Here is a 25,205-nt window from a genome sequence, read left to right as displayed (position 1 = left end):
ATGGACGGTAAACTTTTTTAGAAAAACCTATTGACACACGCGCCGTGCTGTGGTATTATAATCAAGCACCGTGAAACAAGCGCGTGTGTCATATATCGCGGAGTAGAGCAGATGGTAGCTCGTCGGGCTCATAACCCGGAGGTCGCAGGTTCAAGTCCTGTCTCCGCAACCATCAGGCTGTGACAAAAATGTTGTCACAGCCTTTTTTCTTTGTTGTAACGCCAAAAAATGGCGATTTCGACGTCCTGTTTTCAAGGTCGTATTTTACAAGATTGTCCAACCGTTTCACGGCGGTTGGGTTTTTTTGTTTCTGTTTTTCCACAGCGGTGTGCCCGCATTGTGGAGAAAATGAGAGCGTTTTAAGAAAATTCTCAATAAAATTCGTCTGTTTTCAAAAAGTTTTCAATCCCGGCTGTCGGCTTTCCACACTGATAGCTGGGATTTTTGCGTTTTTTGAATATACAAGTGAAAGTTTACATTTTGTTAATAATTTGAAGCAGATTGATGGCTGCGAAAAGCCCCCCTTCTCCCCTGTTTGGAGTGAATTTCCCGGCAGTTTTCAGTTTGTTTTCAGGTTTTCCATTTTATACCTATTATAATAAGGAGTCCTGCAAATAGAAGTCAATAGGTTTCCATAAAAAATCGCAAAAAAATACTCGGCAGATAGCCGAGTAAAAATGCGTACAGCAAACAGGACTCCCTCAAAAAATGGAGGCAGCCAAATGACATAATGAACATTACAAATTAGCCTTCTTCGGTTTGAACTGCACTTTCAGCAGCGTTCAGACACTCCTTGACACGGGCATAGTAAATACGCAGGAACTTGTTCGCAGCAGCGGTAGTGCAAACGAAGAAAGGCTTTCCCTCGTTACGCTTTTTGGCGTAGAACTGGTAAACCGCCTCGTTTTCGGGTTTGCGTTTGACGTAAGTAGAAACCACTTGAAAGAGTGCTTTTCTCAATTGAGGTGATCCACGCTTGGAAGTTGCCACACTGGAAAGCTGCATCTTGCCGGAGCCAACAACGCCGTGGTCTACGCCTGCAAAGGCCACAATAGAACTGCGGTGTGGGAAACGGCGAATATCACCTAATTCAGCCATGAGATGCGGCCCAGTGGACTTCCCAACGCCATACATGGCCATAACGGCCTCGTACTCCGGCAGCTGCTTGCAGAGATTCAGCATCTCGGCTTCCAGCTTGGACTGATTTTCGCGCAGTGCAATAAGCTGGTCGGCGGCAACCGTAACCAGTAACTTGGCATTGTTGTCACGCGGCAGCGTGGTGTAAAGTCCGCAGCTGGCTGCGTAGAGAGCATCTGTCGCATCAGCACTAAAATGGTAGCCCTTTCTCTTGCACCATTTCTTGTATCGCTCTCCAAAAGCATCCGGTGACATACGGTTAATGCAGTCGCAATGCCAAAAGGTTCTGTAAAAATCTACCCACTTCAAATGTCCGTCTGCCTTTTCGGGGCTTGAGAACAGCTCGTTTACACCCGGAAAGGTCTTGTCAGACAAAGAAATAAGGTTGTTTGTGAGCATGACAATGTTCTTGCTATACAAGTCGCATTGACGTTCGCACAGCTTGAGTTGTTGTCTAATTGCTTCCGTAGGAGTATATTCCCGCAATGTAGACCAGTTGTCAAGCCCATATTTAGCAATTTTAAGAGCATCCTTCGGATCGGATTTTACCTTGCGCAGAGAGCCTGCTCCGCTTTGCTTAATAAGCAATGGGTTTAGGATGCTCACAAAGATTCCCTCACTGTGAAGCAGCGCTGCTACCGGCTCATGGTATCTGCCGGTTGCTTCCATTACAACGCGGGTATCTGGCTCCATGCAAAGAACATCCAACGCAAGGCGCGACAGTTCAATATCTGAATGCCTTACCTCATATGGCGCTGCAACAAGCTCCCCACCGGGCTTCATGGCAGCTACCATACTCTTACCCTTAGAAACATCGATTCCAACTACGGTCATTCGTTTTCCTCCCAATTTGAATTTGCAATGGCTTCCGCCTTTTACTTATTGCTTGTTCAATCTCCTGGGTAACACGAACGCACCGCTTTGCGGTGGAACTACCTGCGTAAATCGAATGCTGCGAATAAGAACGGCGGCTGACTGACTCCTTGACGGACGTGTGAGTCCAGGGATTATCGTGTCAGGCCACTACATTCTTATTCTACAGCTTAGGCAACAAGCTGGATAGCAACACGACTGGATGCCGTGAGGCTACCCACAAATATATTGTAGGAGGATTTCCATTATGAGCATCATTATCGGCATCGACCACGGTTACTACGCCATCAAAACAGCGCATTGTTCATTTCCGGCTGGACTTACCAGCTACGGAGAACACGAACCCTACACCCGCCAAGGACTCTTAGAGTTTGGCGGGTGCTTTTTTGTTTGTGGCTCCGGGCGGCAGCCTATCCAGCGGGACAAGACCGTAAACGACAACTACTACCTGCTGACGCTGGCAGCGATTGCAAAGGAAATCCGGCAGCGCGGTTTGCCGTCCGAATGTTCTGTGCGCATTGCGGCGGGTCTGCCGCTGACCAGTTTCGGGCGCGACAAACCCAAGTTCAGAGATTATCTGCTGCGGAGCAACCAGCCCGTGAACTACAAGTTTGAGGGTGTGGAGTACAGCATTACGATTGAGGAAGTTGCTGTCTTCCCGCAGGGCTACGCCGCCCTTATGACCGAAGTGGGGCTTTTGCAGGACGAACCGTCCATGCTCCTCATGGATCTCGGCGGCTGGACGGTGGACCTTATGCGCATCGACAACGCCATCCCTGCGGCCGATACGGCACACAGCCTTGAACTCGGCATGATTCGCTGTGTGGATGACATTCGGGAGCAGGTGCGGCGCGAAACCGGGCTGTCCCTCACGGATGCCCAAATCGAAAATATGCTGGCAGGTCAACCCTGCACGGTCAGCGATACGGTGCGTGACATTGTGAACAAACAAGGTCGCAAGTACACAGAGCATCTTCTGTCTGCCACGATGGAAGCGGGATTCGATTTGCACGCCATCCCCGCCGTGTTGCTGGGCGGTGGCGCATCGGTGGTGAGCCGCCACCTCAGCCCCAAAGATGCGCTTTGCAAGACGATTTTCCTACTGGACGACAAGGTGAACGCTGTCGGATTCGAGCGCGCGTTGACCGCCGTGTCGCGCCGTAAAAACGAGGCATGAAACGACCGCAATATGTTTTCCGCCCGAACCTTAACGAACCGCAACACCGCCGCGCGTGGGCGTTGCTGCAGCAGGTGCCGCCTGCCAAACGCAAAGAGTTTCTGGTGCAGAGTATCCTTGCGGCAGAACAGACGGATAGGCTGGAGAAAAGCATCCGCAAGGTGGTGCGGGAGGAGTTGCAGGCAGTCAACATAACCAACGCTGTTCCAAGCCCACTGTCAGAGAATGCTATACCAGACTCTGCGCTCGATTTCCTGAATTCACTGTAGGGGGTGATTCCAATGTTTTAATAATAGGTAGAAAAGCAGAAGGAAAAAGGAGGTTTATACATTATGAACGGTAAAAAAATCTTGTTTGGTGCAGCCTATGACGGGCTGCTTTTGTTTTTGATGAGGGGCGCCTATTAAGTACCTTCGCAGATCCGGCAAACATCCCCATCGGGAGTTGTGCCCTTGATCAAGTTCGTAGATATGTTCTCCGGGATCGGCGGTTTCCGCGAAGGACTGACTCGTGCCGGAGGATTTGAATGCGTAGGACACTGCGAAATCGACAAATACGCCAACCGCAGTTACAACGCCCTGTTTGACACGAAGGGAGAGTGGTTCATTGAAGATGCCCGAAAAGCCGACCCCAGCACCATGCCGGACTTCCAGCTTCTCTGCGGCGGATTTCCTTGCCAAAGTTTCAGCGTGGCCGGGGCAAGAAGGGGCTTTAGTGACCCCAGAGGAACTTTGTTCTTTGAAATTGCCCGACTGGTTGAGGCCCGACACCCTGCGTATCTCATCTTGGAAAATGTACCCGGTCTGCTTAACCATTCACGGGGCGAGACCTACGCGACAATCCTCAACACGCTGGACCGACTGGGGTATGGTGTGGAATGGCAATGTCTTAACAGCAAAGATTTTGGCGTCCCGCAGTCAAGAAACCGCGTGTACATTATCGGATATCTTGATGAGCGATGTAGAGGAAAAGTATTTCCTTTCACCGAAACAGCAGGAAGTTCTCTTATTCAAACCCACGGTGGCCACCAAGGGGAGCGCGTCTACTCCCCCGAAGGATTAAGCTGTACGCTGGCTGCCAATCCGGGTGGCTTCGGTGGCAAAACCGGGCTGTATGAGGTGGGAGTGCCGATCAAGTGCGCCACAAAAACCGGCTACCAGATGGCACAGGTCGGTGACAGCATCGACCTGAGCTACGCCACAGTCAACAGTCGGCGCGGACGGGTTGGTAAAGAGATTGCGCATACACTTACAACGGGCTGCCAGCAAGGCACTGTTGAAGTTCGCCCGGTCAAAAATCCCATCAAGTCCGACCTCGCCCGCAACACCGAACGCACCGGTAAGCCCGGCGCACCCATGCATACACTTACCACAAAAGACCGTCACGGTGTTCTGTACGAGGGGCGCATCCGCCGTCTGACACCGCGTGAATGTCTGCGGCTGCAGGGTTGGGCAGATGACCGCATCGACACGGTGCTTGCTATCCAGAGCGATAACCAAGCCTACAAACAGGCAGGCAACGGCGTGACGGTCCATGTGGTGGAGGCCATCGGGCGGCGCATTGCCAAGATGGACGCAGAACTGCGGGGTGAGGCGTTTGCCCCTTGATTTCCGTGACCAGTATTTTGGCTGTGAAATTGAACTGACCGGGATAAACCGCGCCACGGCAGCCCAAACGCTGGCCGACTTATTTGGCACCCGCGCCGAGCATTCCGGTGGTGGCTACGATGCCTACAGGGTCAAAGATTTGGACGGTAAAGAGTGGAAAATCGTCCGGGACGGCAGCATCCATCCCGAATGCCGCAGGCGGTCTGTCCTTATTGGGGAGACCTACAAGGTCGAACTGAACTCCCCCAAACTTGAATACGGCGAGATGGAAAAGCTGCAGGAGGTTGTCCGCGCCCTGCGCCGCGCAGGGGGCATCGTAAACGACAGCTGTGGAATGCACGTCCATGTGGATGCAAGCAAGCACACGCCGCAAAGCCTCAAAAATGTGCTGTCCATCATGTATTCCAAAGAGGACATTTTGTTTGCAGCACTCAAAGTCAACCCTGCCCGCATCGATAGTTACTGTCAGGCGGTAGATGAGCCGATTCTGGAAGAAATCCGCAAGCTGCCCAGCGGTGCAAGTATGGATCAACTGAAAGATCGCTGGTATCGCGGGCGGGACGGCAGCGACTATCACTACCACCAGAGCCGGTATCATGCCTTGAACCTGCATTCTGTGTTCTACCATGGCACAGTCGAGTGGCGGCTGTTCAATTCAACGCTGCACGCGGGGGAAGCCAAAGCCAACATCATTCTGGCTATGGCGATCTCGGCGCAGGGCATCAACCAGAAGTACACGCAGTTCCGGAAAACGCCCATCGGGGATAACCCGGCGTTCACCTTCCGCACCTTTCTGCTGCGGCTGGGACTCATCGGTCCGGAGTACAAAAATGTTCGGATGCATCTGCTGAAAAATCTGCCCGGTGATAAGGCGTGGCGCCATGATAAGTCGCTATATCCCAGCAACCAATCAAGGCCCCGCACAGACGAGGCCAGATAGGAGAAGAAATGTCGAGAAAAGAATACTTTGCCTATGGTTCAAATCTGAATTTTGAGCAGATGGCCTACCGCTGCCCGGAGGCAACCGCCGTGGGTATCGCCAAGCTGGACGGCTATGAGCTGGCGTTCCGGCGCGGCTTTCTGACGATTTTGCCCAAAGAGGGCGCAAGCGTCGAAGGGCTGATCTGGTCTATCACCGACCACGACGAATCTCAGCTTGACTGTTATGAAGGCTACCCGACATTCTATGACAAGGAGACCCTGACGGTCACGGATGCCGACGGCACACCGCACAAAATCATGGTTTACACGATGAATGCGCCGTACCGCGACCAGTTGCTCCCGGTCAGCAGCCGCTACAATGCGGTTGTTTTGCAGGGATGTCTGGATGCCGGTATCTCTCCGCAGCAGCTCTATGATGCTGACGAAAAATACCGCAAAGCCTACAAGGCCAGAGCCGCGCCCTGTCCAAAGAAACACGCTCCCGAACGGTAACCCCGCCCGCTGCACCCTGCAGCGGGCTTTTTCTTTTGGATACAAGGAGAACCAGTATGAAACACAAACACAGAATAAAGATAAAGCAGGGCTTGTCGCTGTTGCTGGCGGTAGGGCTTGCGCTCACAAATCTGGGCGCAGCGCTGCCCGCTTTTGCAGAGGATGCCCCCGCCACGCCGGAGAATGCCGAAGCGGTCACCCCCGAAACTGCCGGAGCGGACACCACGGCACCAAACCTTGTGCAGATTACCGAGAATCTTTACGACAATCTGCCGGACGCGCCTACCGGCAGTTATCTTGGCAGCATGGGTCTGCCCGTGGCAACCGGCGAGACAAAAATCGGTATCTCCGCGTGGGCTTCTGACCTGTATGACGGCGTAGATGCCCATATGGATGCCGATGCGCTGAACGCAGATGAGAACACGGTCACAATCGGCAAAACTCCCGGTACAGACTATGCCATTGTTCCACTGCTGGCGCAGGTCGAATACCCGGCAGACGGTGCGGTATCCGAAATCATACTGCCGGACGGTGTAGAGCTTTTAAGTTACCGCTCCACCGATTATGAGCCTATCCCGGCAGACGAGCAGGAGCAGGCTGAAATCCTGCACCAGACATACTCGGAGCAATCGGCGGCAGCCACCGGCCTGTATGTAAAAGCCTCTGCCGATTTTACGGCGCAGCTGGTTTATACGGATTCGGACGGCAGTTCGCAGTCAAAATCTATCCATGTACAGATCAGCGAGGATGCTGCACCCACACAGATGTATGCCGACACCGGTGATGACGGCATTGCTGCCTATGCTGCAGGGCCGACCCCGCCGTATGCCACCGGCAAAATCACCAGCATAGCCAAAGAGGGCGGCACATGGCTCATTTGGTTCAACGGTCAGGAAGCCTACTGCTGCAGCCACGGTCTGAACGGCCAGCCCAAGGGCTGCCCCACCTACAGCTTCTCTCATGTGTCCCGCCTTGAACCCGGCCAGTATACCCCCGGCAACCACTATGCAAATCAGGTCAACATCTGGGGCGGTCTTGGCCAGCTGAGTCTGGATATGCTGGATGACCGTCCTGTTGTGGCAAGCCTTGAAGATGATCCTGAAGGCTGTGAAGAACAGCCGGACATCCTTGGCAGTCTTTACGATAAAACCCAGCAGTGGATCATGGAAAACTATCCCGACAGCTACGCGGCGCAGACCTATATTGCTGCTGCAGAAGAACTGGTAAACGGTACAGATGCGCAGTCCGGGGAAAACGGCTACTACACCTACATCTATAACCCGCCCGCAGGGTATGCGTGGCAGGTTGTGGCGCTGGTTGGTGAGGAAATCGCAGGCGGTACTGAGATCCCGGATGTGCCGAGTGTTCCGGAACCGAAGTATTATTCCGCTGCGTGGACAGCTCCTACGCAAAGCGCCAGCGGAAGCTTTGATCTGACATTCACAGTCAACACCGACAAGTACCAGCTGAACACGCAGGAGAAGGTGGACGGGGCGGTCATTACCGTCACGCCCAGCCAGACCGGCGGCAGCGTGGACGGCGGCAGCTGGCAGATGACCCCTGCCGCAGCGCAGACCATTACCACAAGCGGTCACACACAGGATGACAGTTTTCACCTCAACGGCGGCGATGGTTCTGCCACATGGACGGTTCACTACGAGGTGTCCAAGACCAGCACCAGCACGCTTTCCGGGCAGGAAGGACCGTTCACCAGCCAAGCCGAAGCGGATGCTGCTGCAGGAGCTGCCAAGAATGCAGCCATCGGGCAGCTGCAGAACGAAGCGCAGGGCATGGTGGATGCTGCCATCGCCGCGGCACGGGCGCAGCTTGCGAACATCACCTTTGCATACGATGAAATCACCATCCCGCACGGTTTTGATTCCACGCCCGGCGCGTTGGGCAGTCACCAGACTATTACGGTTCCTGCCAACAGCTCGAACGACTACCCGATGAAAAACGATGAGTGGTCGGTAAAGGTCAGCATCGACAAAATCGACAGCGAAACCAAGCAGCGCATCAAGGGCGATGCCGAGTTTAAGATTTTTGAGTGGGATACCGTCCGGCAGTGCTACATCCCCAATGGTGGGTATAACCAATACAAGGTTGAACGCCAGAGTGGCGGCACTTATAAGGTCATCAACCACAGCAATTATGCCAATGGTTCTGACAATATCTATTACACCCAGCGCAATGAGGGCAAGTTCGTCATCGTGGAGAGCCGCGCACCCAGTGGGTACTATGGTGACTGGTCGGATGTAAAAGCTCCCGGCACAGCCGGTTCCGTGCTGGGCAAGCGGGCGTATGCCTTTGAAATCACGAAAGCGTTGGACGGTCAGACGATTTGGCTGGGCAACGTCGATTATAACGCCGACATTACTGCGGCCAACAGCGGCGGCACGCTCATCGACACCGGCGAGGGTGTGGTCACCATCACCTTTGGCAGCCGCAATGCAGATAAGACCTACGCCACAGACCCCACGGGCATTGCCAACAACGAAAATTCCTACACCATGCATGCCAATGCCGATAAGATGCAGAATGACCGTGTCCTTGGTAATATCACGCTCTCCAAAGTAGACTTGGACGCCGCGCGGTATCTGGCTGCGGGCAGCAACGGAGATACTACGCTGGAAGGTGCTGTGTACGATCTGTACGCCGCTGAGAATATCACGCAGCCGGACGGCGTGACCGGTATTGTGAACTACAGCAAAATCACCGATGCCAACGGACAACCTATCTGGCACACCACTGTCCTCACCAACGGCGGCTGGGATACCGATTACCTGCCCATTTTGCAGAAAGACCGGCTGGTAGCCTCTGCGAAAATCACTGACGGCAAGCTGGCGTTTGTCAACCTGTATATGGGCAGATATTACCTTGTGGAACGTGCCACCGGGCTGGTATTGCCCATTGACGGAAACGGAAAGCTGTATATTACCGGAAAGTATCCGCAGCTAAACAAGAAGCTGGAACGCACCGGCAAATACAGCAGCCTTGCCACCAAGGGCGGCGAATACACCGACTACATCTACAAAAACCAGTATTCTGCTGTGGCTGAGAGCCGCAAGCTGGACGGCAGCAAGGCGTGGGATGGGTACTATCTGTCCTATGCCAAGGGCTACCTCTGCGATGAGGTCAATCATTACAAAACCCTGCCCTATGCGGATGAATCGACCTACCACATCCACGCCGAGCAGGAAAGCCAAGACGAAGTCCTCAAATCCGGCTTTAGTTTGCAGAAGTTGGTTTCGACCACAGGCCAGCCCTCCCCGGCACTGAAGCTGGAGGGTGCGGGCTTCACCGTTTACCGCATCTCTAAACTGAGCAAGGCGGCGCAGTTCAAGCAGAACCCGGATGGCAGCTACCATGCACAAAGCATTTTGGACGCCTACCGCAAGGACAACTACGATAACGCCACACTAAAATACGATTTCACCGCCGAAGGGCAAGCCATCGCCAATATGTTCGAGGGCAACACCGACACGGTCAATGCCTATAATTCAACCTTGACCGCAGACGGCGACTACGCCAACGGCAAGGGTAACGGCTGGATGCCCATGGATCAGCCCGCTGAATATAGGCTGGGAGAAATGTTCACGAACGATGAGGGCGTCTTTCGCGTCGAAGGCTTGCCCTATGGGCAATATCTGGTGGTAGAAACCACCATCCCCAAGGATGTGTTCCAGTGTGATCCGTTCATCGTGACAGTGGACGCCAACAGCCCGCAAAGCCGATTTACAGTTCCTGCGGGCAGCGTCACCACCCCCAGCAACAATTATATGACTTTTAACGTGCTGGACGAGGAACTGGAAGGCTATTTGCAGCTCATCAAGACCGATACAGAAACCGGCAAGGCGGTCAAAATCGCAAACACCTTTTTTGCCTTGTACAAATTGGATGACAAGGGTAATAAGACCCGCATTTCCATGATCGACCCCGCCAGCGGCAGCGCCACCAAGAAAACGGATGTGTTCTACACCGATGCAGACGGCCTTATGAAAACACCCGAAAAACTGCCGCTGGGCAGATACCTGATTGAGGAACTGCAAGGTCCGGAAGGATACTATAACGATCCTGCCTACTCGGTGGAGTTTGAAATTAAGTCTGACCGTGTCTGGCAGGTCGTGGGCAACGCCACCAACGACATGGATGAGTACATCGTCACGGAGAAATACTGCAATCACGAAACGCTCGGTCAGCTTACCATCCGAAAACAGGGCAATGTCTTGACCGACTACCAAGATGGACAGTTCATCTACACGCAGGACAACCTCGCAGGCGCGGTGTACGAAATTCACGCTGCAGCTGACATTGCCACACCAGACCGCCAAGGCACCTACTGGTACAAATCCGGCGATTTGGTGGCAACTGTTACCACCGGCGCGGAAGGGCAGGTGGATGAAGTAACATTCAGCCCCACCCGCACACAGGCAACCTATGATTTCTTGAAAATTACCCATGATGGCACCAAAGGCGAAGTGACTGTGACCCTGCCGCTGGGCAAGTACACCATTACCGAGGTTCAAGCGCCGTATGGTTTTGTGCTGACCCAGCAGAGCTACACTGTGGAATTCGGCTGGGATAGCCAAAAAAACGACATTGTGCTGGCCAAAACTATTGTCAGCCACGAGCAGGACGGCGACAAGAAATGTTCGTACAGCATTGTGAATGTCAAGGATGCCTCGGATGCCCACAAGAATGGGCAGACACTTGTGTTTGAAAATGCGCGGGTGCTGCCCACGCCCGAAAAGCCCGGCGATAAAGTCGGCAAAGTCGGTGTAGGCATTTACAAGCAGGACCGAGAGGCGCTGACCTATCTGCCCGGTGCGGTGTATGAACTCTACACCGTGGATGACATTTATTCCGCGGACGGTACAAAACTTTTGGACGCCGGTGCAAAGCTGGCAGATAGCAGCCCCACCAACGAAAGCGGCTTTACTTGGTTTGATGTGGACGTGCCGATCCGCGGAGAATATTACATTGACCCTGCAGGCCCGCGAAGCACCAGCCGCGAGAACAGCGGCAGATACCGCATTGTGGAAATCACCGCCCCTGCGGGCTATCTGCTGGACAGCACCCCTATGGAAGTTTCCTTCACCTATGAAAGTCAGCAAATCGCGTGGCAAGTCGTGGATGGTACAAACACCAACCTGCGCACCGGTGTGGATATTTCAAAGCAGGACATCACCAACGGCAAGGAACTGCCCGGCGCACAGCTTGAAATCCGTGATGCAGACGGCAATCTGGTAGAGGGCTGGACCTCCGGCAAAGTGCCGCACACCGTGCGTGGGTTGGAACTGGAAAAGGAATACATCCTGACGGAGAAACGCGCCCCGGACGGCTACGCCGAAGCCGAAAGCATCGTGTTCAAGCTGGTGCAGGAAGGTACAGAGCAGGTCAATGAGGTGTATGTGAAATCTGACGATGCTTGGGTAAAACTCGATGATACCACTGTTGTCATGCAGGACGCGCCGGTGCTGGATATCGACAAGACCGACATTGCGGGAAATCTGCTGCCTGGTGCTACGCTGACTATCCGTAATGCAAATGATGAAATCATTGACACTTGGGTGACAGATTACAAGACGCATCGTGTTCCCGTTTCAAATGATTTCCTCAAGCTGTCAGGCGAAGCCAAAGAGTACATCTACACCCTGACCGAAGATGCAGCCCCGGCCGGCTTTGAAATTGCAAACTCGGTGCAGTTCAAGTTGGAAACCGTTGATGACGGGATTTCTCTTTTCGTCCGCGAAAATGCGGCTGCCGAATGGACACGCGCCGACAAACGCCTGATTCAGATGATAGACGAAGCTACGCCCCGCGAGGACACGCCCACACCGACCCCGGCACCCACACCGCAGCCGACGCCCGCTGCAACCCCGGCGCCCACTCCTGTTCCCACGCCGGTTATTACGCCGCGCAAGGTGCAGACCCTCCCGCAGACCGGAGATGGTTTCCCGCTGCTGGCTATTGTGGTCGTGTCCCTTGCATCTGCGACAGGAATCGTGCTGCTGACCGTTAAGCAGAAAAATGCGCCGAAAGAAACTTCTGATGAGGAGGATGCCGATGAAAGTTCTGATCGTTGAACCCGGAAAGTACCCCCGCGAAGCCGACATTGAGCACACCCTTGAAGCCGAGCAGGCAGTTGTCGGCGGCACCATCGAGGCAGTGTACCCTTGGAAAGATAACGCCTGCATCGTCTGCAACGATAACGGCATTGCAGAAAACCTGCCGCTGAATCGTATGCTGGGCGACTATGACATCATTCATGGCACGTTTTTCGTCTGCGGGCTGACCAGCAACGATTTTACTGACCTTACCCCGCAGCAGATGAAGCGCTACGAGGAACTGTACCACGATCCGCAGCTATTTTTCCTGTTGGGCAAGACCCTGTGTGTTGAACACACCACCCCAGAAGAATACGCCCGCGTTATGGCTCCGCCACCCAAAACAAAAGAATCCCCGGAGCGCTGATATGAATACTACTATCCTAGCCCGCAGCCCGCCTGCGGGCTTTTTCCTTTGTCCGAAATCATCCAACAAGCAAGGAGAAGAACTAATGAACGACATTTTTGAAAACACCGAAACCATGAAAGAAAACGAGCATCCCCGTTTTTACACCGCAGAATCCGTTATGCGCGGGCATCCCGACAAGCTGTGCGACCTCATTGCCGACAGCGTGCTGGACGCCTGTCTGCAGCATGATCCCGCCAGCCGCGTGGCCTGTGAGGTCATGGCAACCCACGGTCACATTATCGTGGCGGGCGAAATCACGACCAGCGCTAAGCCGGATGTGTTCAACATCGTCCGCGACACCCTGCGGGATGTCGGCTATGACCCGAAGGCGTACCAAATCGACTGCTACATCCACGACCAGAGTCCCGACATTGCGGGCGCGGTGGAACCCGAACTGGCTGAGGGAGAGGACGAGGACACCCTCGGTGCGGGCGATCAGGGGGTTATGGTTGGCTACGCCTGCAACGAAACACCCGAATATCTGCCGATGCCGGTGGTTGCGGCGCAGCGCCTTGTAACGCTGTTGGAAATCTCCCGCATGACCGGCGTTATCCCCGACATCGGCCCGGACGGCAAGGTGCAGGTCACGATGGAATACAACGGCGACACGCCTGTGCGCATCACCACAGTGGTCGTTTCTGTCCAGCACAAGGAGGACACCGACATCAATAAGCTGGCGGATTTGCTGGACGAATATGTGTTCCCGCTGGCCTTTGACGGTATGCCCGCCGATGACGCGGAAATCGTCCTGAACCCCAGCGGTAAGTTTGTGCAGGGCGGTCCGGATGCCGATACCGGCTTGACCGGGCGCAAGCTCATGGTGGACAGCTACGGCACCTTTGCACCCCACGGCGGCGGTGCGTTCAGCGGCAAGGATGCCACCAAGGTAGACCGCAGCGGCGCATATATGGCGCGGTACATTGCCAAAAACATCGTGGCAGCGGGCTTTGCCCAGCGATGTCAGGTCACGCTGGCGTATACCATCGGGGAAAAAGAGCCTGTCATGGTGGATGTGAATACGTTTGGCACAGGTGGCTCCTGCGAGGATGATTGCCTGTCGGCCGCTGTGCGCAAGGCGTATGACCTGACCCCTGCGGGCATCATCAAGCAGTTGAACCTGCTGAACCCAATCTACAAATATACAGCCGCAGGAGGTCACTTTGGCCGCAAGGATTTCCCGTGGGAAAAGGTCGATAACATGAGCGACTTTATCTCTTACATTCAGTAATGCCCGGCGTAACACAAGAGCAGATTGCCGCCGCCAGGCGGATGTCGGCGATTGAATTCTTACAAAAATATCGCCCCAACTCGCTCGTGAAAAGCAGCGCCCGCGGCGAGTACCAGTTGGCCGAGCATGACAGCTTCAAAATCAACGCCGAATCGAGCCTCTGGCACTGGAAAAGCCGGGACATCGGCGGCAAATCCGCACTGAACTACCTGATATATGTGGAAGGCGTGCCGTTTGTCGAGGCCGTTCGGCTTCTATGCGAGGAAAGCCCCGGCTATGTTCCGACCCCGCATGAACAGGTGGAGCGAAAGCGCCCGCCGTTCAGGCTGCCGCCCATAGCAGAAAACTGCGACAGAATCACGCGGTATCTGCTGGGGAGAGGTATCTCTAATGCAGTAATTCAATATTGTATTGAGAGAAAAATTCTGTACGAAAGTGCAGAATACCACAACTGTGTCTTTCTGGGAAAAAACGCGCAGGGTGTGCCGAAATATGCGGCGCTGCGCGGTATCTATGACTACGGAAAGCCGTTCAAGCGGGAGGCGCCCGGCAGCAATAAGGCATACGGATTTTGTATCTCGCCGCGCAAAGACAGCAGTACGGTGGCTGTGTTCGAGGCGGCCATTGACGCGATGGCGGAGATGACGCTCTGCGGCAGCATGGCCAACAAATGGCGGCTGTCGCTTGGCGGTATTTCGGCCTCCGAAAAGGAGCCGCCAGCACTGCAGGAATTTTTACAGCAGCACCCGGAAATCAGGACAATAGAGCTGCGGCTCGATAACGACAGTCCGGGCCGTATGGCAAGCGCCCACATTCAGAAAATCTACGCTGACCACTATCAAATGCTGGATTTACCGCCCTACCTTGAGGGCGGGGATTACGCAGATGTAGCAAAAAACAACTTGATGGCAAGGTCGGCGGCCCACCGGGCCGCAGCCTGCCGATAGGAACATGAAATGAAAATACACATTCGTTCGCCCACCTTGGGCCATAGGAGGAAAAGAAAATGGCTGTGTTCCGTGTACAAAAGACGCAAAATTATACCATTATGTCCAACCATCATCTGCGCAACAAGGCTCTTTCGCTCAAGGCGAAGGGGCTTTTATCTTTGATGCTGTCCCTGCCCGAAGATTGGGATTATACCACGCGCGGGCTGGCATCCATCTGCAAAGAGGGCGTGGACAGTGTGTGTGCCACCGTGCGCGAGTTAGAAGCGGCGGGGTATATTATCCGCCGCCGCATCCGCGACAAGAACGGTCAGATGCGCGGTATGGAGTACACGGTTTTAGAGCAGCCGCAGCCCCCGGAACAGGGTCCCGAAGAAGCTGCGCCTAAGTGTGCCCAACCAAAACAGGCAGAGCCTAAACGGGAAAAACCTGTACAGGAAAATCCTGCACAATTAAATACTAAAGAAATAAAGAAAGAAGAAACAAATAACGTATCGAATCCTATCCGCGCTGAGGGCCAGCGGACAGAGTACCGCGCCCTGCTGCTGAAAAATATCGAGTATCCGATTTTGGCGCAGAATAACCCGATGGATACGATGCGATTGGATGAACTGGTGGAGTTGATGCTGGATGTGGTTTGTTCCAGACGCGCGGCTATCCGCATTTCGGGTGAGGAAATGCCTGCCGAAGTAGTAAAATCTCGATTCCTAAAATTGGGCGCAGAACACATCCAGTATGTTCTGGATTGTATCAAGGACAACCCGCCCCGCATCCGAAACATCAAGCAATACTTACTGGCGGCGCTCTACAATGCGCCGCTGACGATAGAAAATTACTATGCCGCGCAGATCGACCATGACCTGTGCGGCAGAAATTGAGGTGATGCAATTTGCAGATGAAATTTTATTCTCCCTTGACTGCGGACTTTTTCCCTGACGAACCGGATTGGGAGGACGAATCTTACAACGAGTACGAAGGCTATCCAATGGACGGCCATGACCTGCTGCAATACGCAGACGCTGTTGATGAGGCTGTAAAAAAGGACATTGCTGATTTCAACGGCGACCTGATGCAGTACTACCACGAGGATGATTCTGTCCGCAGCAAGGTGGTAAATGCCGTGCCGTCCGTGGAAATTCACGGTAACAAGCTGTGCGGCTGTCTGAACGTGGAACTGCAGGAGTCCTTGAACGAGGGTGAGCAGGCTGTTCTCTGCGACTACATCTCCGGCCAGTACAGCGACGGCTGGGGTGAGGGCTTTGAGCAGAGGGATATTCGTGTGGAGGATGGCACGTTGGCCGTGCACTTCTGGCAGGAAGATGGATTCAAGATGACGCCGTCTTTTGAGAAAATTCAAGACCATATGCAGATGACCCAGCGTCCCAAGATGCAGCTGATTGGGCAGGACGGCAACATTTTCGCCATTATGGGGCGCGCATCCCGGCTGCTGAAAAGCAGCGGGCAAGGTGACAAAGCCAAAGAAATGCGTGATCGCGTTATGTCCTGCGACAGCTACCAGAAAGCACTCAACATCGTTTCCGAGTATGTGGAAACCGAACTGTCGCCCAGCCATACGCCCAAGCGTGACCGGGGTGATGCCAGATGAAGAAATACGAGATCACCGACATTGCCCATCCCGACAATCCCAACCTGCACCGCATCCGCGCGGTGACGGACTTAACCGAGGATGTCCTCAAAGGAATGCTCGGCGGCTATGTGGAAAGCTATGACAACCTCGACCAAGAGGGTCGCGCGTGGATTTCGGAGGATGCCATCGCCTGTGAAAACGCAGTTGTCTGTGGCGATGCAGTCCTTACAGATCACGCCGTTGCAAAGGGCTGCGCCTATGTCGGAAAGAACGCCACCGTAATGGGGGATGCCACTGTGCAGGATGATGCCATCGTATGCGGCGGGGTCATTATGGGAAAAAGCTGTGTCTGCGGTTATGCCGTGATTCGGCAGGATGAGCAGACCTTGTGCGCACCGATCATTGACGGCAGCGCCCGCATCTATGGTGAAATCTCCGGCAATGTAGTCTGCCGCGGCAATGCCGTTATCCTGCCCGGCACCAAGCTCGACAACAGGACGCAGGACTGCTTTGTACTCGAAGATGACCGTGTTTCTGTGCAGACAGCCAGCCGCACACCGCCCCCGAAAGAACTCTGTACCCATGATTTTGAACGATAAAACGAAAGGAAGATGCCTTTGACGAACACTCCCGAAACGCTTAACATTCTCAACCCGGATTTCCGGATGCCCGAACACTGCGGCGGTGACCGCTGGTCAATCCTGCACGGGGATTCCCTGCAGATCCTCCGCCAGTTTGAGCCGAACAGCTTCGATGCCATCATCACCGACCCGCCCTATGCCAGCGGCGGCAGCAACCAGACCACCAAGAACCGCAGCACCAACGAAAAGTACAGCAGCATGAGCAAAGAAAAGGCGCTGCCCGACTTCGATTCCGACCAGATGGATCAGCTGAGTTGGATGTTCTGGACGGCGGCATGGCTGCAGGATGCCCGCCGTATTGCCAAGCCCGGTGCGCCCGTCTGCCTGTTCATCGATTGGCGGCAGTTGCCCGCCATGGTGCTGGCTCTGCAGTGGGCAGGCTGGATCTGGCGCGGCGTGGCGGTTTGGGATAAGGTCGCCAGCCGCCCGCAGAAAGGACGCTTTCGTCAGCAGTCCGAGTACATTGTGTGGGGGTCGAACGGCAAAATGCCGCTTGAGAGAAATGTTGGGTGTCTGCCGGGCGTGTTCCGTTACCCGAATCCCCAGAACCGCATCCATGTCACCGAAAAGCCCTTACAGCTTATGCGGGATGTGGTGCAGATTTGTGAGCCGGGCGGGCGCATCCTTGACCCCTTTGCCGGGGCAGGCACCACCGTGCTGGCCGCTGTGCAGGAAGGCTATGAGGCTGTCGGCATTGAAATGTCGGACGCCTACTTCCGCCGCAGCACTGAACGGCTGAAAACTGCCCTTGAATCCGAAGTGAATCAGAACTGATTCACTATTTTACAAGAAATACCGAAAAGTGAATCAAGTCTGATTCACTCCCGAAAATGAAAGGATTGAACCGATATGAAACGACCCTGGGCTTTTATCTGCGCCAGTGAGGGCGCAACCTCCAAACATCTCCGCAACTATTGCCGCGAGGTGTACCTGCTGGGCTACCTGCCTGTATGCCCTAAATTGCAGGACAGCCAGTATTTGGTGCTGGAAGATGCCATGGAACGCAGTGAATACACCGCCATTGTGCGGGATAAGCTGCTGCGCTGCCCGATGCTGGTGGTCTGCAGCCGGAATCAGGACGCTACCACCAACGCACAGATCGGTTTGGCGCAGAAGTACAACCGCATTGTAACCACGCTGGACGGCTTGAAGAAAGCCGTTGCGGAGGGCGACGACCTTGTGTCATGAACCGTTTTGCGGGGTGTCGTGTTTGGCAAGCATAGCGTTTGGATATCCAAACGCACTTTTGGGGAGTTCCCCAAACCCCCATTGTGCGTAAACGCAGTCATATAATCCCGCTGCGGCTGAACGAGCGCGAGTACCGCCATCTTTGCGAACAGGTCAAAACAAGTGGATTCTCGCGCGAGGAATACCTGCGCTCCCTAATCTTGGGCAAAGAAATCTATCCCCGCCCCTGCACACATCATACGGAACTTGTGCGGCAAATTTCCGGTTTGTGCAACAACGCAAACCAGCTTGCGCACCGCGCCAACAGCACGGGCGTGGCGGGGCAGCAAAGCGTGGACGAGATGACGCGCATCGCCAAGGAAGTCTGGCGCGAGATAAAAGAAAACTACTAGGAGGCCCTATGAAATATGGCTTACACATCCGTGATCCCTGTCCGCCGCCTTGACCAGGCGGTGAAGTATGTGATGAACAAAGAAAAGACCACGGCGGTATCCTTGCAGGACGCCATCGACTATGCCGCCAACCGTGACAAAACGGAGCAATCCTGCTTTGAAAGCTCGTATGCCTGCACGCTGGAAACCGCCTTTGCCGATATGCGGCAAACCAAGGAACAGTGGCACAAACCGGGCGGCGTGCAGGGGTATCACCTTGTACAGAGTTTTGCAGCAGGAGAGGTTACACCCGAACTGGCGCACCAAATCGCAAAGGAACTGGCAGACCGTGTGCTGGGCGGGCGGTATGAATATGTTATCGGTACGCACCTGAACACCGAGCATATCCATTCGCATATTGTCTGGAATTCGGTCAGCTGCGTGGATGGCAAAAAGTATCACAGCAATGGCAAAAGCTATGTAACACAGATTCGCACAGTGTCAGATGAACTTTGTCGCAAATATAAGCTGTCCGTCATCGACACCGAAAACTCTAATCATGTGGCAAAGCCCTACGCCGAGTGGTTGGCGGAGAAAAACGGTCACCCCACATGGCGCACGGCTATTCGGCAGGATGTGGACGCTGCGATTGGGCAGAGCCTTACATGGCGGCAGTTTCTTAGCGCACTGGAACGCAAAGGGTATGAAGTCCGCATGGGGCGCAAGTACCCCGTCCTGCGTCCGCCCGGAAAAAAGCGCTTTGTTCGATTCAAAACGCTGGGCAAGCGGTACACACCCGAAGCAATTCAGACGCGCATTCTGTATCCACGAAGCTACCGTCCTTATGTGGAAAATCCACCAACAATCCAACGTGCTCGTCTGCGCGACAACGGCAAGCCCCGCCGCAAACTAACTGGGCTGCGGGCGCTGTACTACCGCTATCTGTACGAGTTGGGCGCACTTCCTCGCAAACCTCGCCGCCCCAGCTATGCCGTGCGGCAGGATGCTTACAAGTTGGATCAGCGAATTCGGCAGATGGAGTTTCTATCTAAGAACAACATTGACACGCTGGCACAGCTGGAAACTCACCGAAAAGCCCTGCAAACAGAAATTGGGCAGTTGCAGACAAAGCGTAAACAACTACCCAAAACCGATGATGTACAATCGCAGCATGAATCGGTCAACACAGCCCTAAAGCAGCTTCGCCAAGAAGAACGCCTCTGCCGTAAAATCGCAGAACACTCCCTAGAGGTGCAGCAACACCTCACCGAAGCTCGCCGTGACCGTGCTGAACAACAACAGCGCGAACAGGAACACGAGCGTGACCGCCGCCCTAACATTGATTTGACACTATAATCTTGAAAGGAAGGATGCCTATGAAATACCCCAACAAAGACTACATCGAACACCTGCGCCGCAAGTACCCGCCCGGCACGCGGCTGCAACTCAGCTGTATGGAAGATGAGATGGCCGTGCCTCCCGGCTCTACGGGAACCGTTGATTTCATCGATGATGCCGGACAAATCCACATGAATTGGGACTGCGGGCGCAGTCTTGCCCTCATCCCCGGCGTGGACTCGTTCAGTCGCTTGCCCTCGCCCAAAGAAAAGGCCGGTGATGCCAGATGAATTACGGCTCTGAACCCGCAGACCAGATCGTCCGCTACTCGTTGGAGGGCGCGGAGTTTGCCCTGCGCATCTCTGGCACCGCTGCGAAAAACTTCTTTATTTTCGCACAGGCAGTGCTGCACGACAGCAAAAAGACCCACGGCAAAACGCACCTAATCCGTTTGCTGAAAGAGCAGAAGCCGCTGAAATTTTTCACGGTAGACAAAGACCGTATGCACGATTTTGCCCGTGCCGCTAAAGCGCATGGGCTGCTGTTCTGTCCCATCCGTGACAAGATGGACCCCGACCACATTGAGATTGCTATTTTGCAGGACGACGCATCCAAAGCCAACCGCATCATTGAGAAATTGCAGTTGGATGTTGTTGACACCGGCATGGCAGAAATCATCGAGGACGCCCAGCAGAAATACGGAGAACCCACCCCAGAAACCGAGCGCGTCCAGACCGAGGACGGTGCGGTAGATTTTGAGGTCGGCGCAGACGAGGAACAGTTCAACATGGGTTTTCCGCAGGGCTCGGAGAACGCCAGTCCGTCCGAGCCTTTCTCCGACAGCAGCAAATCTTTTGCAAACTCGCCGTCGCCGCGCGCCGATCAGCTTCGGGCCAAGGGTGAGCGCCCCAGCGTGCGCATGGAATTAAGCGACATCACAGCTTACCTGCGCCGCAAAGTTGAACCGCCGAAAAACCGTATGCCTAGGATGCCGGTAAAAATCAAGCGAAAGGAGAAAACACTGTAAATGGACCTGAATAATTATCTCAACAACGTAGCGCCGTCAGAACCGCAGTATTCTAAGGAAGAATACGCTGCTATGAAGAAAACCGAGCGTGAAGCGGTTTGGGTGCAGGTGGATGCCCGCATGGGTGAGGTGCTGGCAGATGCCTCGACCTTGCAGGGATTTCTCGACTTTATGTCGCAATGCCGCAACTCGCTGCCGAACCAGCTTCTGCTGTCCGGGCAGAACGCCGACATCACGGACGCCCGCACATTCCAGCAATGGAAGGATGCCGGAAGGCATATCCGTACCGGAGAGGAAGGTTACACGGCCATTGTGGGGCAGGTGTACGAGAATAACGGCCGAAAGGCTTCCGGGTATAATATCGGCAAGGTGTTCGACATTACACAGACGCGCGGCAGACCGGTACCGCCGCCCGCTAACTACCAAGTGGATGAACTGGTCGCCGCGGCCATCGAGAGCAGCCCAGTGCCGATTCAAATCTCGGATAGTCTGCCGGACGGCATCCAAGCGCAGTATGTTCCCAAGAACCGCACGATTTATGTCCGCAACGGCATGGATGCAGGCACGACGCTGTGCGCCATCGTTCGGGAGTGCGCACAGGCAGATTTTCACAAGGATTACACCTACAACCGCCAAGCCTACGCTGCGCCGAGTTACTGTGCCGCCTACATGGTCGCGCATCGGTATGGGCTTGACACCACCGCTTTCAACTTTGACCGCGTGGTTGCCTTGTATGGCAATCTGGGCAAAGAACAGCAGCGAGGTTTTCTGTCGGATGTGAACACCGTCGGCGGTGGGTTGCTGCGCAGTCTGAGTCGCACGCTGGCTGTACAGACCCGCGAACTGCCCGCCGCAGAATACGCTGTTGCCGTGCCGTCTGCCAAGAAGCAATCTCGCCAGCAGGAACGCGGCTGATTGTTTTCCGTTTGTTTTCAAATGACGGATAGCTATTGCGGCGGTTCTATGATATGCTGTGAGCAAAGGATGGTGAAAAACAATGACAGAACGTAAAGTTAAACTTGACCGTGCCAACAAAAGCATCCTGCTCCGGGCGCTGGGTGATGTCTACTACGGCCAGCGTGCCAACGGCGGCAGCACCGAGGTGACCGGACGGCTCATCCTTCGGGTGAACGATCTGCCCACGGGCGGCAAACTGACGCTGTCGGCAGCAGAGTATCGGCTGGCAAAAGCAGCCCTCAACCAACTGCGCACCCAGCGCTTGGCCGAAGGTGGTTACACCGATGCCGTGGATGACGCACTGACCCGGCTGCTGCACGCGCACACGCCGCTGTTTATCTGGTGAATCCGACTATGACATGGGAAAAATTCTGGTCGATCATTGACCGAGTCCGCGCCCAAGCAGATATGCAGGATGAAGCGTCCGTGAAACAGTTCCTTTATCGCATTCAAAAAGCAACGACCCCTTCTGGGAAAAGTCCGAAACGGCGCTGCTCCAAGCCCTCATGCTGTACCTGCTGCACGAGGCTCCGCCCGAAGAACAAAACTTCTCGATGGTGATGGAAATGATCGCCGCTGCTGAAGTCCACGAGGATGATGACAACTACCAATCCCCGCTGGATATCCTGTTCGAGCGCTTGGAAATGCGTGAACCCGACAGCATCGCCTGCAAGCAGTACCGCATTTTCAAACAAGCGGCTGGTAAGACCGCGAAATCTATCCTCGTCAGTGTGGGTGTACGCTTGGCCGCATTCAATCTGCCGTCCATCGCCAAGCTGACGATGACAGACGAACTGCACTTGCAGGAATTGGGCGAGCGCAAAATTGCGCTGTTCTGCTGCATCCCGGATTCGGACAAATCCCTCAACTATCTGGTCGGTATGATTTACACACAACTCATCCAAACGCTGTATCGCCAAGCCGACCGCATACACAAAGGTCGTTTGCCTGTGCCGGTGCATTGCCTTATGGACGAGTACGCGAACATTTCCTTGCCGAAAGACACCTTTTTGTCTGCCCTTGCCACCATGCGTTCCCGCGCAATTTTCTGTTCCATCATCGTGCAGAACATGGCGCAGCTCAAAGCCATGTACAAGGATGATTGGGAGTCGCTGGTGGGCTTATGTGACGAGTTTCTCTACCTTGGCGGAACCGAGAAAGAAACCCACAAATATGTTTCGGAACTGCTGGGCAAAGAAACCATCTCCACGACCAGTTACAACCAAAGCAAGGGGCGCAGCGGCAGTTACAGCATCAACCACCAGCAGTCCGGGCGCGACCTTATGACCCCGGACGAGGTGCGGCTGCTGGACAACAGCAAGTGCATCCTGTTCATCCGTGGGGAACGCCCCGTGGTTGACCTGAAATACAATCTGCTGAAGCATCCGAACATCCGCTATACCGAGGACGGCGGCGCGGCTCCCTATGACTACACCGCCGCCGACAATGCGCTGGACGATCTGCCCGGTGCACCCGAAAATTATGAACTGCTGGATATGGACGACTTTCTGCCCGCCGAAGCGGCAGAAATGAAGCCAACCATACAAAGAATTAGGAGGCCCAAATGAAGCTGAATAACAACAAAAAATCCGTAAAAATTTCTCGCAGCCTGTTCATGCTGTACGCCGTCATGGTGTGCGGCGTTGTTTTTGCCCTGCCCGCCTTTGCCGCAGATGACCCGCTGGTCGTGGTCGAAAATCTCTCCACATTCATCTTTTCGCTGATCCGCGCGGTGGGGCTTATCCTGCTGGGGTGGGGCATTGTGCAGGTCGGTCTGTCTTTGCAGAGCCACGACCCCAGCCAGCGCAGTCAAGGCTTTTTGACGCTGGCGGGCGGGCTGGTGATTACCTTTGCCAAGGAAATCCTCGACATCATCACCGCGTGAGGGCCGCACCAAGAGGAAAGGCGGTGATGCCCTGTGGGTGAGTCATGGATCGTCAGCAACTTAAATGCCGCGCTCTCCACATGGAACGACAAGCTGGCGGAGATCTGGTCGCTGCTGACCGAAAGCCCGCAGACATTCAAGGGCGGGCAGGTCTGGGGCGTGATGACCGGCATTCACGGCACTTTGCAAGCGATTGGCTATGGGCTGCTGGTGCTGTTTTTTGCCGTAGGCGTTATGAAAACCTGCGGCAGCTTTGTAGAAGTCAAGAAACCGGAACACGCGCTAAAGCTGTTTATCCGCTTTGCGCTGGCAAAAGGCGCGGTGACGTATGGGCTGGAATTGATGCTGGCGGTGTTTTCTATCGTGCAGGGCATGGTGTCTACGATTATTACCCAATCGGGCAGCTCCGGGATGAGCAGCGTGACACTACCACAGGAGTTGATCGACGCCATAAACAACGTGGGGTTCTGGGATAGCATCCCGCTGTGGGCGGTTACGCTAATCGGCGGGCTGCTGATTACGGTTTTATCCTTCACCATGATCCTCACGGTCTACGGCAGAATGTTCAGCCTGTGGATGTATGCAGCCATTGCACCGATTCCGCTGTCCACGTTTGCGGGTGAACCCACCAGCAGCGTGGGTAAAAACTTCATTCGCAGCTATGCGGGTGTCTGCTTGCAGGGCGTGGTGATTGCCTTGTCCTGCATTATTTTCTCCGCCATCTCGTCCAGCCCACCCGCCGTGGATACCAGCGCATCCGTTGTCACGGCTGTCTGGACCTACGTTGGGGAACTGGCGTTCAACCTGCTGGTGCTGGTAGGAGCCATCAAGGGCTATGACCGCATCGTTAAGGAAATTATGGGACTATAAGGGGGCAATCTATGGAAATCAAAATACCGAAAGAAGTCCGCGACTACCACGAAAACATCTTTTTCGGGCTGAATACGCGGCAGTTTATTTGCTCGGTGCTGGCGGTCGGCGTAGCGGTGGGCATTCACTTTGCCTTGCAGCCGTATGTCGGCACCGAGGAAATCGGTTGGATGTGCATTTTAGGTGCTGCGCCGTTTGCCGCCTGCGGGTTCTTTACATACCACGGCATGACCGCCGAACAGGTGCTTTGGGCGTGGTTCAAGTCTGAAATCCTCTGCCCGAAACGCCTTGTGTTCAAGTCCGACAGTTACTACTACGAAGCCATGCAGCCCGCCATCCGCGCGGGCATGAAACGAAAGAGAGGCAAGCCTATGAAGAAAAGCGAGGATAACGCTTGATTAAAACCCTGACGAAAGCGCAG

Annotated in this window: 24 protein-coding genes, 1 tRNA gene and 1 pseudogene; 25 read left to right on the top strand and 1 reads right to left on the bottom strand. The window is 54.5% G+C overall.

The genetic code is table 11. From position 1 onward, the window contains the following. Window positions 1-96 precede the first annotated feature (96 nt). A tRNA-Met gene (locus tag OGM67_11605) sits at window positions 97-172 on the top strand. 572 nt (window positions 173-744) lie between these two features. Here the strand turns inward: OGM67_11605 and OGM67_11600 are convergent. Continuing rightward, a complete protein-coding gene (locus tag OGM67_11600; protein ID UYJ34218.1) occupies window positions 745-1,971 on the bottom strand; it encodes an IS110 family transposase in 1,227 nt (408 codons plus the stop codon). A 292-nt stretch (window positions 1,972-2,263) separates the two neighbouring features. Here OGM67_11600 and OGM67_11595 point away from each other — a divergent pair, with 292 nt between their 5' ends. The 24 genes and pseudogenes from OGM67_11595 to OGM67_11480 all read left to right on the top strand — a co-directional run bounded on the left by OGM67_11595 (window position 2,264) and on the right by OGM67_11480 (window position 25,182). After that, a complete protein-coding gene (locus OGM67_11595) occupies window positions 2,264-3,187 on the top strand; it encodes a ParM/StbA family protein (GenBank protein UYJ36228.1) in 924 nt (307 codons plus the stop codon). Further along, the gene (locus tag OGM67_11590) at window positions 3,184-3,456 is read left to right on the top strand and encodes a plasmid segregation centromere-binding protein ParR (protein UYJ34217.1); all 273 of its coding nucleotides are present in this window, start codon (window positions 3,184-3,186) and stop codon (window positions 3,454-3,456) included. The genes OGM67_11595 and OGM67_11590 overlap by 4 nt, the downstream gene beginning before the upstream one ends. 201 nt (window positions 3,457-3,657) lie before the next feature. After that, window positions 3,658-4,794 (top strand): DNA (cytosine-5-)-methyltransferase, encoded by a 1,137-nt coding sequence (dcm, locus tag OGM67_11585; protein UYJ36227.1) that lies wholly within the window; start codon window positions 3,658-3,660, stop codon window positions 4,792-4,794. Then, window positions 4,784-5,734, top strand: a complete 951-nt coding sequence (locus tag OGM67_11580; GenBank protein ID UYJ34216.1) for an amidoligase family protein — start codon at window positions 4,784-4,786, stop codon at window positions 5,732-5,734. The genes dcm and OGM67_11580 overlap by 11 nt, the downstream gene beginning before the upstream one ends. An 8-nt stretch (window positions 5,735-5,742) precedes the next feature. Continuing rightward, a complete protein-coding gene (locus OGM67_11575) occupies window positions 5,743-6,228 on the top strand; it encodes a gamma-glutamylcyclotransferase (GenBank protein ID UYJ34215.1) in 486 nt (161 codons plus the stop codon). Between the two features lie 56 nt (window positions 6,229-6,284). Continuing rightward, window positions 6,285-12,314 (top strand): SpaA isopeptide-forming pilin-related protein, encoded by a 6,030-nt coding sequence (locus tag OGM67_11570; protein UYJ34214.1) that lies wholly within the window; start codon window positions 6,285-6,287, stop codon window positions 12,312-12,314. Next, window positions 12,295-12,702, top strand: coding sequence for a DUF3846 domain-containing protein (locus OGM67_11565; protein ID UYJ34213.1), 408 nt, complete (start codon window positions 12,295-12,297; stop codon window positions 12,700-12,702). Before OGM67_11570 ends, OGM67_11565 begins: the two co-directional genes overlap by 20 nt. An 85-nt stretch (window positions 12,703-12,787) precedes the next feature. Further along, window positions 12,788-13,972, top strand: a complete 1,185-nt coding sequence (gene metK / locus OGM67_11560; GenBank protein UYJ34212.1) for a methionine adenosyltransferase — start codon at window positions 12,788-12,790, stop codon at window positions 13,970-13,972. Further along, the gene (locus OGM67_11555; GenBank protein ID UYJ34211.1) at window positions 13,972-14,919 is read left to right on the top strand and encodes a DUF3991 and toprim domain-containing protein; all 948 of its coding nucleotides are present in this window, start codon (window positions 13,972-13,974) and stop codon (window positions 14,917-14,919) included. Before metK ends, OGM67_11555 begins: the two co-directional genes overlap by 1 nt. A gap of 59 nt (window positions 14,920-14,978) precedes the next feature. Next, a complete protein-coding gene (locus OGM67_11550; GenBank protein ID UYJ34210.1) occupies window positions 14,979-15,797 on the top strand; it encodes a helix-turn-helix domain-containing protein in 819 nt (272 codons plus the stop codon). A gap of 17 nt (window positions 15,798-15,814) precedes the next feature. Continuing rightward, on the top strand, window positions 15,815-16,525 hold the full coding sequence (locus OGM67_11545; protein ID UYJ34209.1) for a hypothetical protein: 711 nt from the start codon (window positions 15,815-15,817) through the stop codon (window positions 16,523-16,525). After that, a complete protein-coding gene (locus tag OGM67_11540; protein UYJ34208.1) occupies window positions 16,522-17,106 on the top strand; it encodes a hypothetical protein in 585 nt (194 codons plus the stop codon). Before OGM67_11545 ends, OGM67_11540 begins: the two co-directional genes overlap by 4 nt. Before the next feature lie 12 nt (window positions 17,107-17,118). After that, on the top strand, window positions 17,119-17,922 hold the full coding sequence (locus OGM67_11535; protein UYJ34207.1) for a site-specific DNA-methyltransferase: 804 nt from the start codon (window positions 17,119-17,121) through the stop codon (window positions 17,920-17,922). Window positions 17,923-17,997: 75 nt separating this feature from the next. Next, window positions 17,998-18,336, top strand: coding sequence for a hypothetical protein (locus tag OGM67_11530; protein UYJ34206.1), 339 nt, complete (start codon window positions 17,998-18,000; stop codon window positions 18,334-18,336). A gap of 83 nt (window positions 18,337-18,419) precedes the next feature. Continuing rightward, window positions 18,420-18,728: a MobC family plasmid mobilization relaxosome protein gene (locus OGM67_11525; GenBank protein ID UYJ34205.1), complete on the top strand. Its 309-nt coding sequence runs from the start codon at window positions 18,420-18,422 to the stop codon at window positions 18,726-18,728. Window positions 18,729-18,743: 15 nt separating this feature from the next. After that, entirely contained in the window at window positions 18,744-20,063 is a 1,320-nt protein-coding gene (locus OGM67_11520) for a relaxase/mobilization nuclease domain-containing protein (protein UYJ34204.1), read from the top strand. Window positions 20,064-20,083: 20 nt separating this feature from the next. After that, window positions 20,084-20,335 carry a DUF4314 domain-containing protein gene (locus OGM67_11515; protein UYJ34203.1) on the top strand — a complete coding sequence of 84 codons (252 nt, stop codon included), beginning with the start codon at window positions 20,084-20,086 and terminating at the stop codon, window positions 20,333-20,335. Beyond that, on the top strand, window positions 20,332-21,072 hold the full coding sequence (locus OGM67_11510; protein ID UYJ34202.1) for a PcfB family protein: 741 nt from the start codon (window positions 20,332-20,334) through the stop codon (window positions 21,070-21,072). The genes OGM67_11515 and OGM67_11510 overlap by 4 nt, the downstream gene beginning before the upstream one ends. After that, entirely contained in the window at window positions 21,073-21,987 is a 915-nt protein-coding gene (locus OGM67_11505; GenBank protein UYJ34201.1) for a hypothetical protein, read from the top strand. 82 nt (window positions 21,988-22,069) lie between these two features. Continuing rightward, entirely contained in the window at window positions 22,070-22,375 is a 306-nt protein-coding gene (locus tag OGM67_11500; GenBank protein UYJ34200.1) for a hypothetical protein, read from the top strand. Between the two features lie 103 nt (window positions 22,376-22,478). Then, window positions 22,479-23,597, top strand: a pseudogene (locus tag OGM67_11495) (type IV secretory system conjugative DNA transfer family protein). Between the two features lie 47 nt (window positions 23,598-23,644). Next, window positions 23,645-23,914, top strand: coding sequence for a glutamyl-tRNA amidotransferase (locus OGM67_11490; GenBank protein ID UYJ36226.1), 270 nt, complete (start codon window positions 23,645-23,647; stop codon window positions 23,912-23,914). Between the two features lie 33 nt (window positions 23,915-23,947). Then, window positions 23,948-24,784: a hypothetical protein gene (locus tag OGM67_11485; protein UYJ34199.1), complete on the top strand. Its 837-nt coding sequence runs from the start codon at window positions 23,948-23,950 to the stop codon at window positions 24,782-24,784. Between the two features lie 11 nt (window positions 24,785-24,795). Beyond that, window positions 24,796-25,182 carry a PrgI family protein gene (locus OGM67_11480; GenBank protein UYJ34198.1) on the top strand — a complete coding sequence of 129 codons (387 nt, stop codon included), beginning with the start codon at window positions 24,796-24,798 and terminating at the stop codon, window positions 25,180-25,182. Window positions 25,183-25,205 lie beyond the last annotated feature (23 nt).

The sequence above is a fragment of the Oscillospiraceae bacterium genome (assembly GCA_025757985.1).
GTDB lineage: Bacteria > Bacillota > Clostridia > Oscillospirales > Ruminococcaceae > Gemmiger.
Note: the sequence above shows the minus strand (reverse complement) of the source record. Positions and strands in the feature narration are given on the sequence as shown.

What these genes read in the sequence shown, in the direction of transcription:
- OGM67_11600 (UYJ34218.1), bottom strand. Translation starts at nt 1,971, where the DNA reads ATGACCGTAGTTGGAATCGATGTTTCTAAGGGTAAGAGTATGGTAGCT.
- OGM67_11590 (UYJ34217.1), top strand. Translation starts at nt 3,184, where the DNA reads ATGAAACGACCGCAATATGTTTTCCGCCCGAACCTTAACGAACCGCAA.
- dcm (UYJ36227.1), top strand. Translation starts at nt 3,658, where the DNA reads ATGTTCTCCGGGATCGGCGGTTTCCGCGAAGGACTGACTCGTGCCGGA.
- OGM67_11575 (UYJ34215.1), top strand. Translation starts at nt 5,743, where the DNA reads ATGTCGAGAAAAGAATACTTTGCCTATGGTTCAAATCTGAATTTTGAG.
- OGM67_11570 (UYJ34214.1), top strand. Translation starts at nt 6,285, where the DNA reads ATGAAACACAAACACAGAATAAAGATAAAGCAGGGCTTGTCGCTGTTG.
- OGM67_11565 (UYJ34213.1), top strand. Translation starts at nt 12,295, where the DNA reads ATGAAAGTTCTGATCGTTGAACCCGGAAAGTACCCCCGCGAAGCCGAC.
- metK (UYJ34212.1), top strand. Translation starts at nt 12,788, where the DNA reads ATGAACGACATTTTTGAAAACACCGAAACCATGAAAGAAAACGAGCAT.
- OGM67_11555 (UYJ34211.1), top strand. Translation starts at nt 13,972, where the DNA reads ATGCCCGGCGTAACACAAGAGCAGATTGCCGCCGCCAGGCGGATGTCG.
- OGM67_11550 (UYJ34210.1), top strand. Translation starts at nt 14,979, where the DNA reads ATGGCTGTGTTCCGTGTACAAAAGACGCAAAATTATACCATTATGTCC.
- OGM67_11545 (UYJ34209.1), top strand. Translation starts at nt 15,815, where the DNA reads ATGAAATTTTATTCTCCCTTGACTGCGGACTTTTTCCCTGACGAACCG.
- OGM67_11540 (UYJ34208.1), top strand. Translation starts at nt 16,522, where the DNA reads ATGAAGAAATACGAGATCACCGACATTGCCCATCCCGACAATCCCAAC.
- OGM67_11535 (UYJ34207.1), top strand. Translation starts at nt 17,119, where the DNA reads ATGCCTTTGACGAACACTCCCGAAACGCTTAACATTCTCAACCCGGAT.
- OGM67_11530 (UYJ34206.1), top strand. Translation starts at nt 17,998, where the DNA reads ATGAAACGACCCTGGGCTTTTATCTGCGCCAGTGAGGGCGCAACCTCC.
- OGM67_11520 (UYJ34204.1), top strand. Translation starts at nt 18,744, where the DNA reads ATGGCTTACACATCCGTGATCCCTGTCCGCCGCCTTGACCAGGCGGTG.
- OGM67_11515 (UYJ34203.1), top strand. Translation starts at nt 20,084, where the DNA reads ATGAAATACCCCAACAAAGACTACATCGAACACCTGCGCCGCAAGTAC.
- OGM67_11510 (UYJ34202.1), top strand. Translation starts at nt 20,332, where the DNA reads ATGAATTACGGCTCTGAACCCGCAGACCAGATCGTCCGCTACTCGTTG.
- OGM67_11505 (UYJ34201.1), top strand. Translation starts at nt 21,073, where the DNA reads ATGGACCTGAATAATTATCTCAACAACGTAGCGCCGTCAGAACCGCAG.
- OGM67_11500 (UYJ34200.1), top strand. Translation starts at nt 22,070, where the DNA reads ATGACAGAACGTAAAGTTAAACTTGACCGTGCCAACAAAAGCATCCTG.
- OGM67_11490 (UYJ36226.1), top strand. Translation starts at nt 23,645, where the DNA reads ATGCTGTACGCCGTCATGGTGTGCGGCGTTGTTTTTGCCCTGCCCGCC.
- OGM67_11480 (UYJ34198.1), top strand. Translation starts at nt 24,796, where the DNA reads ATGGAAATCAAAATACCGAAAGAAGTCCGCGACTACCACGAAAACATC.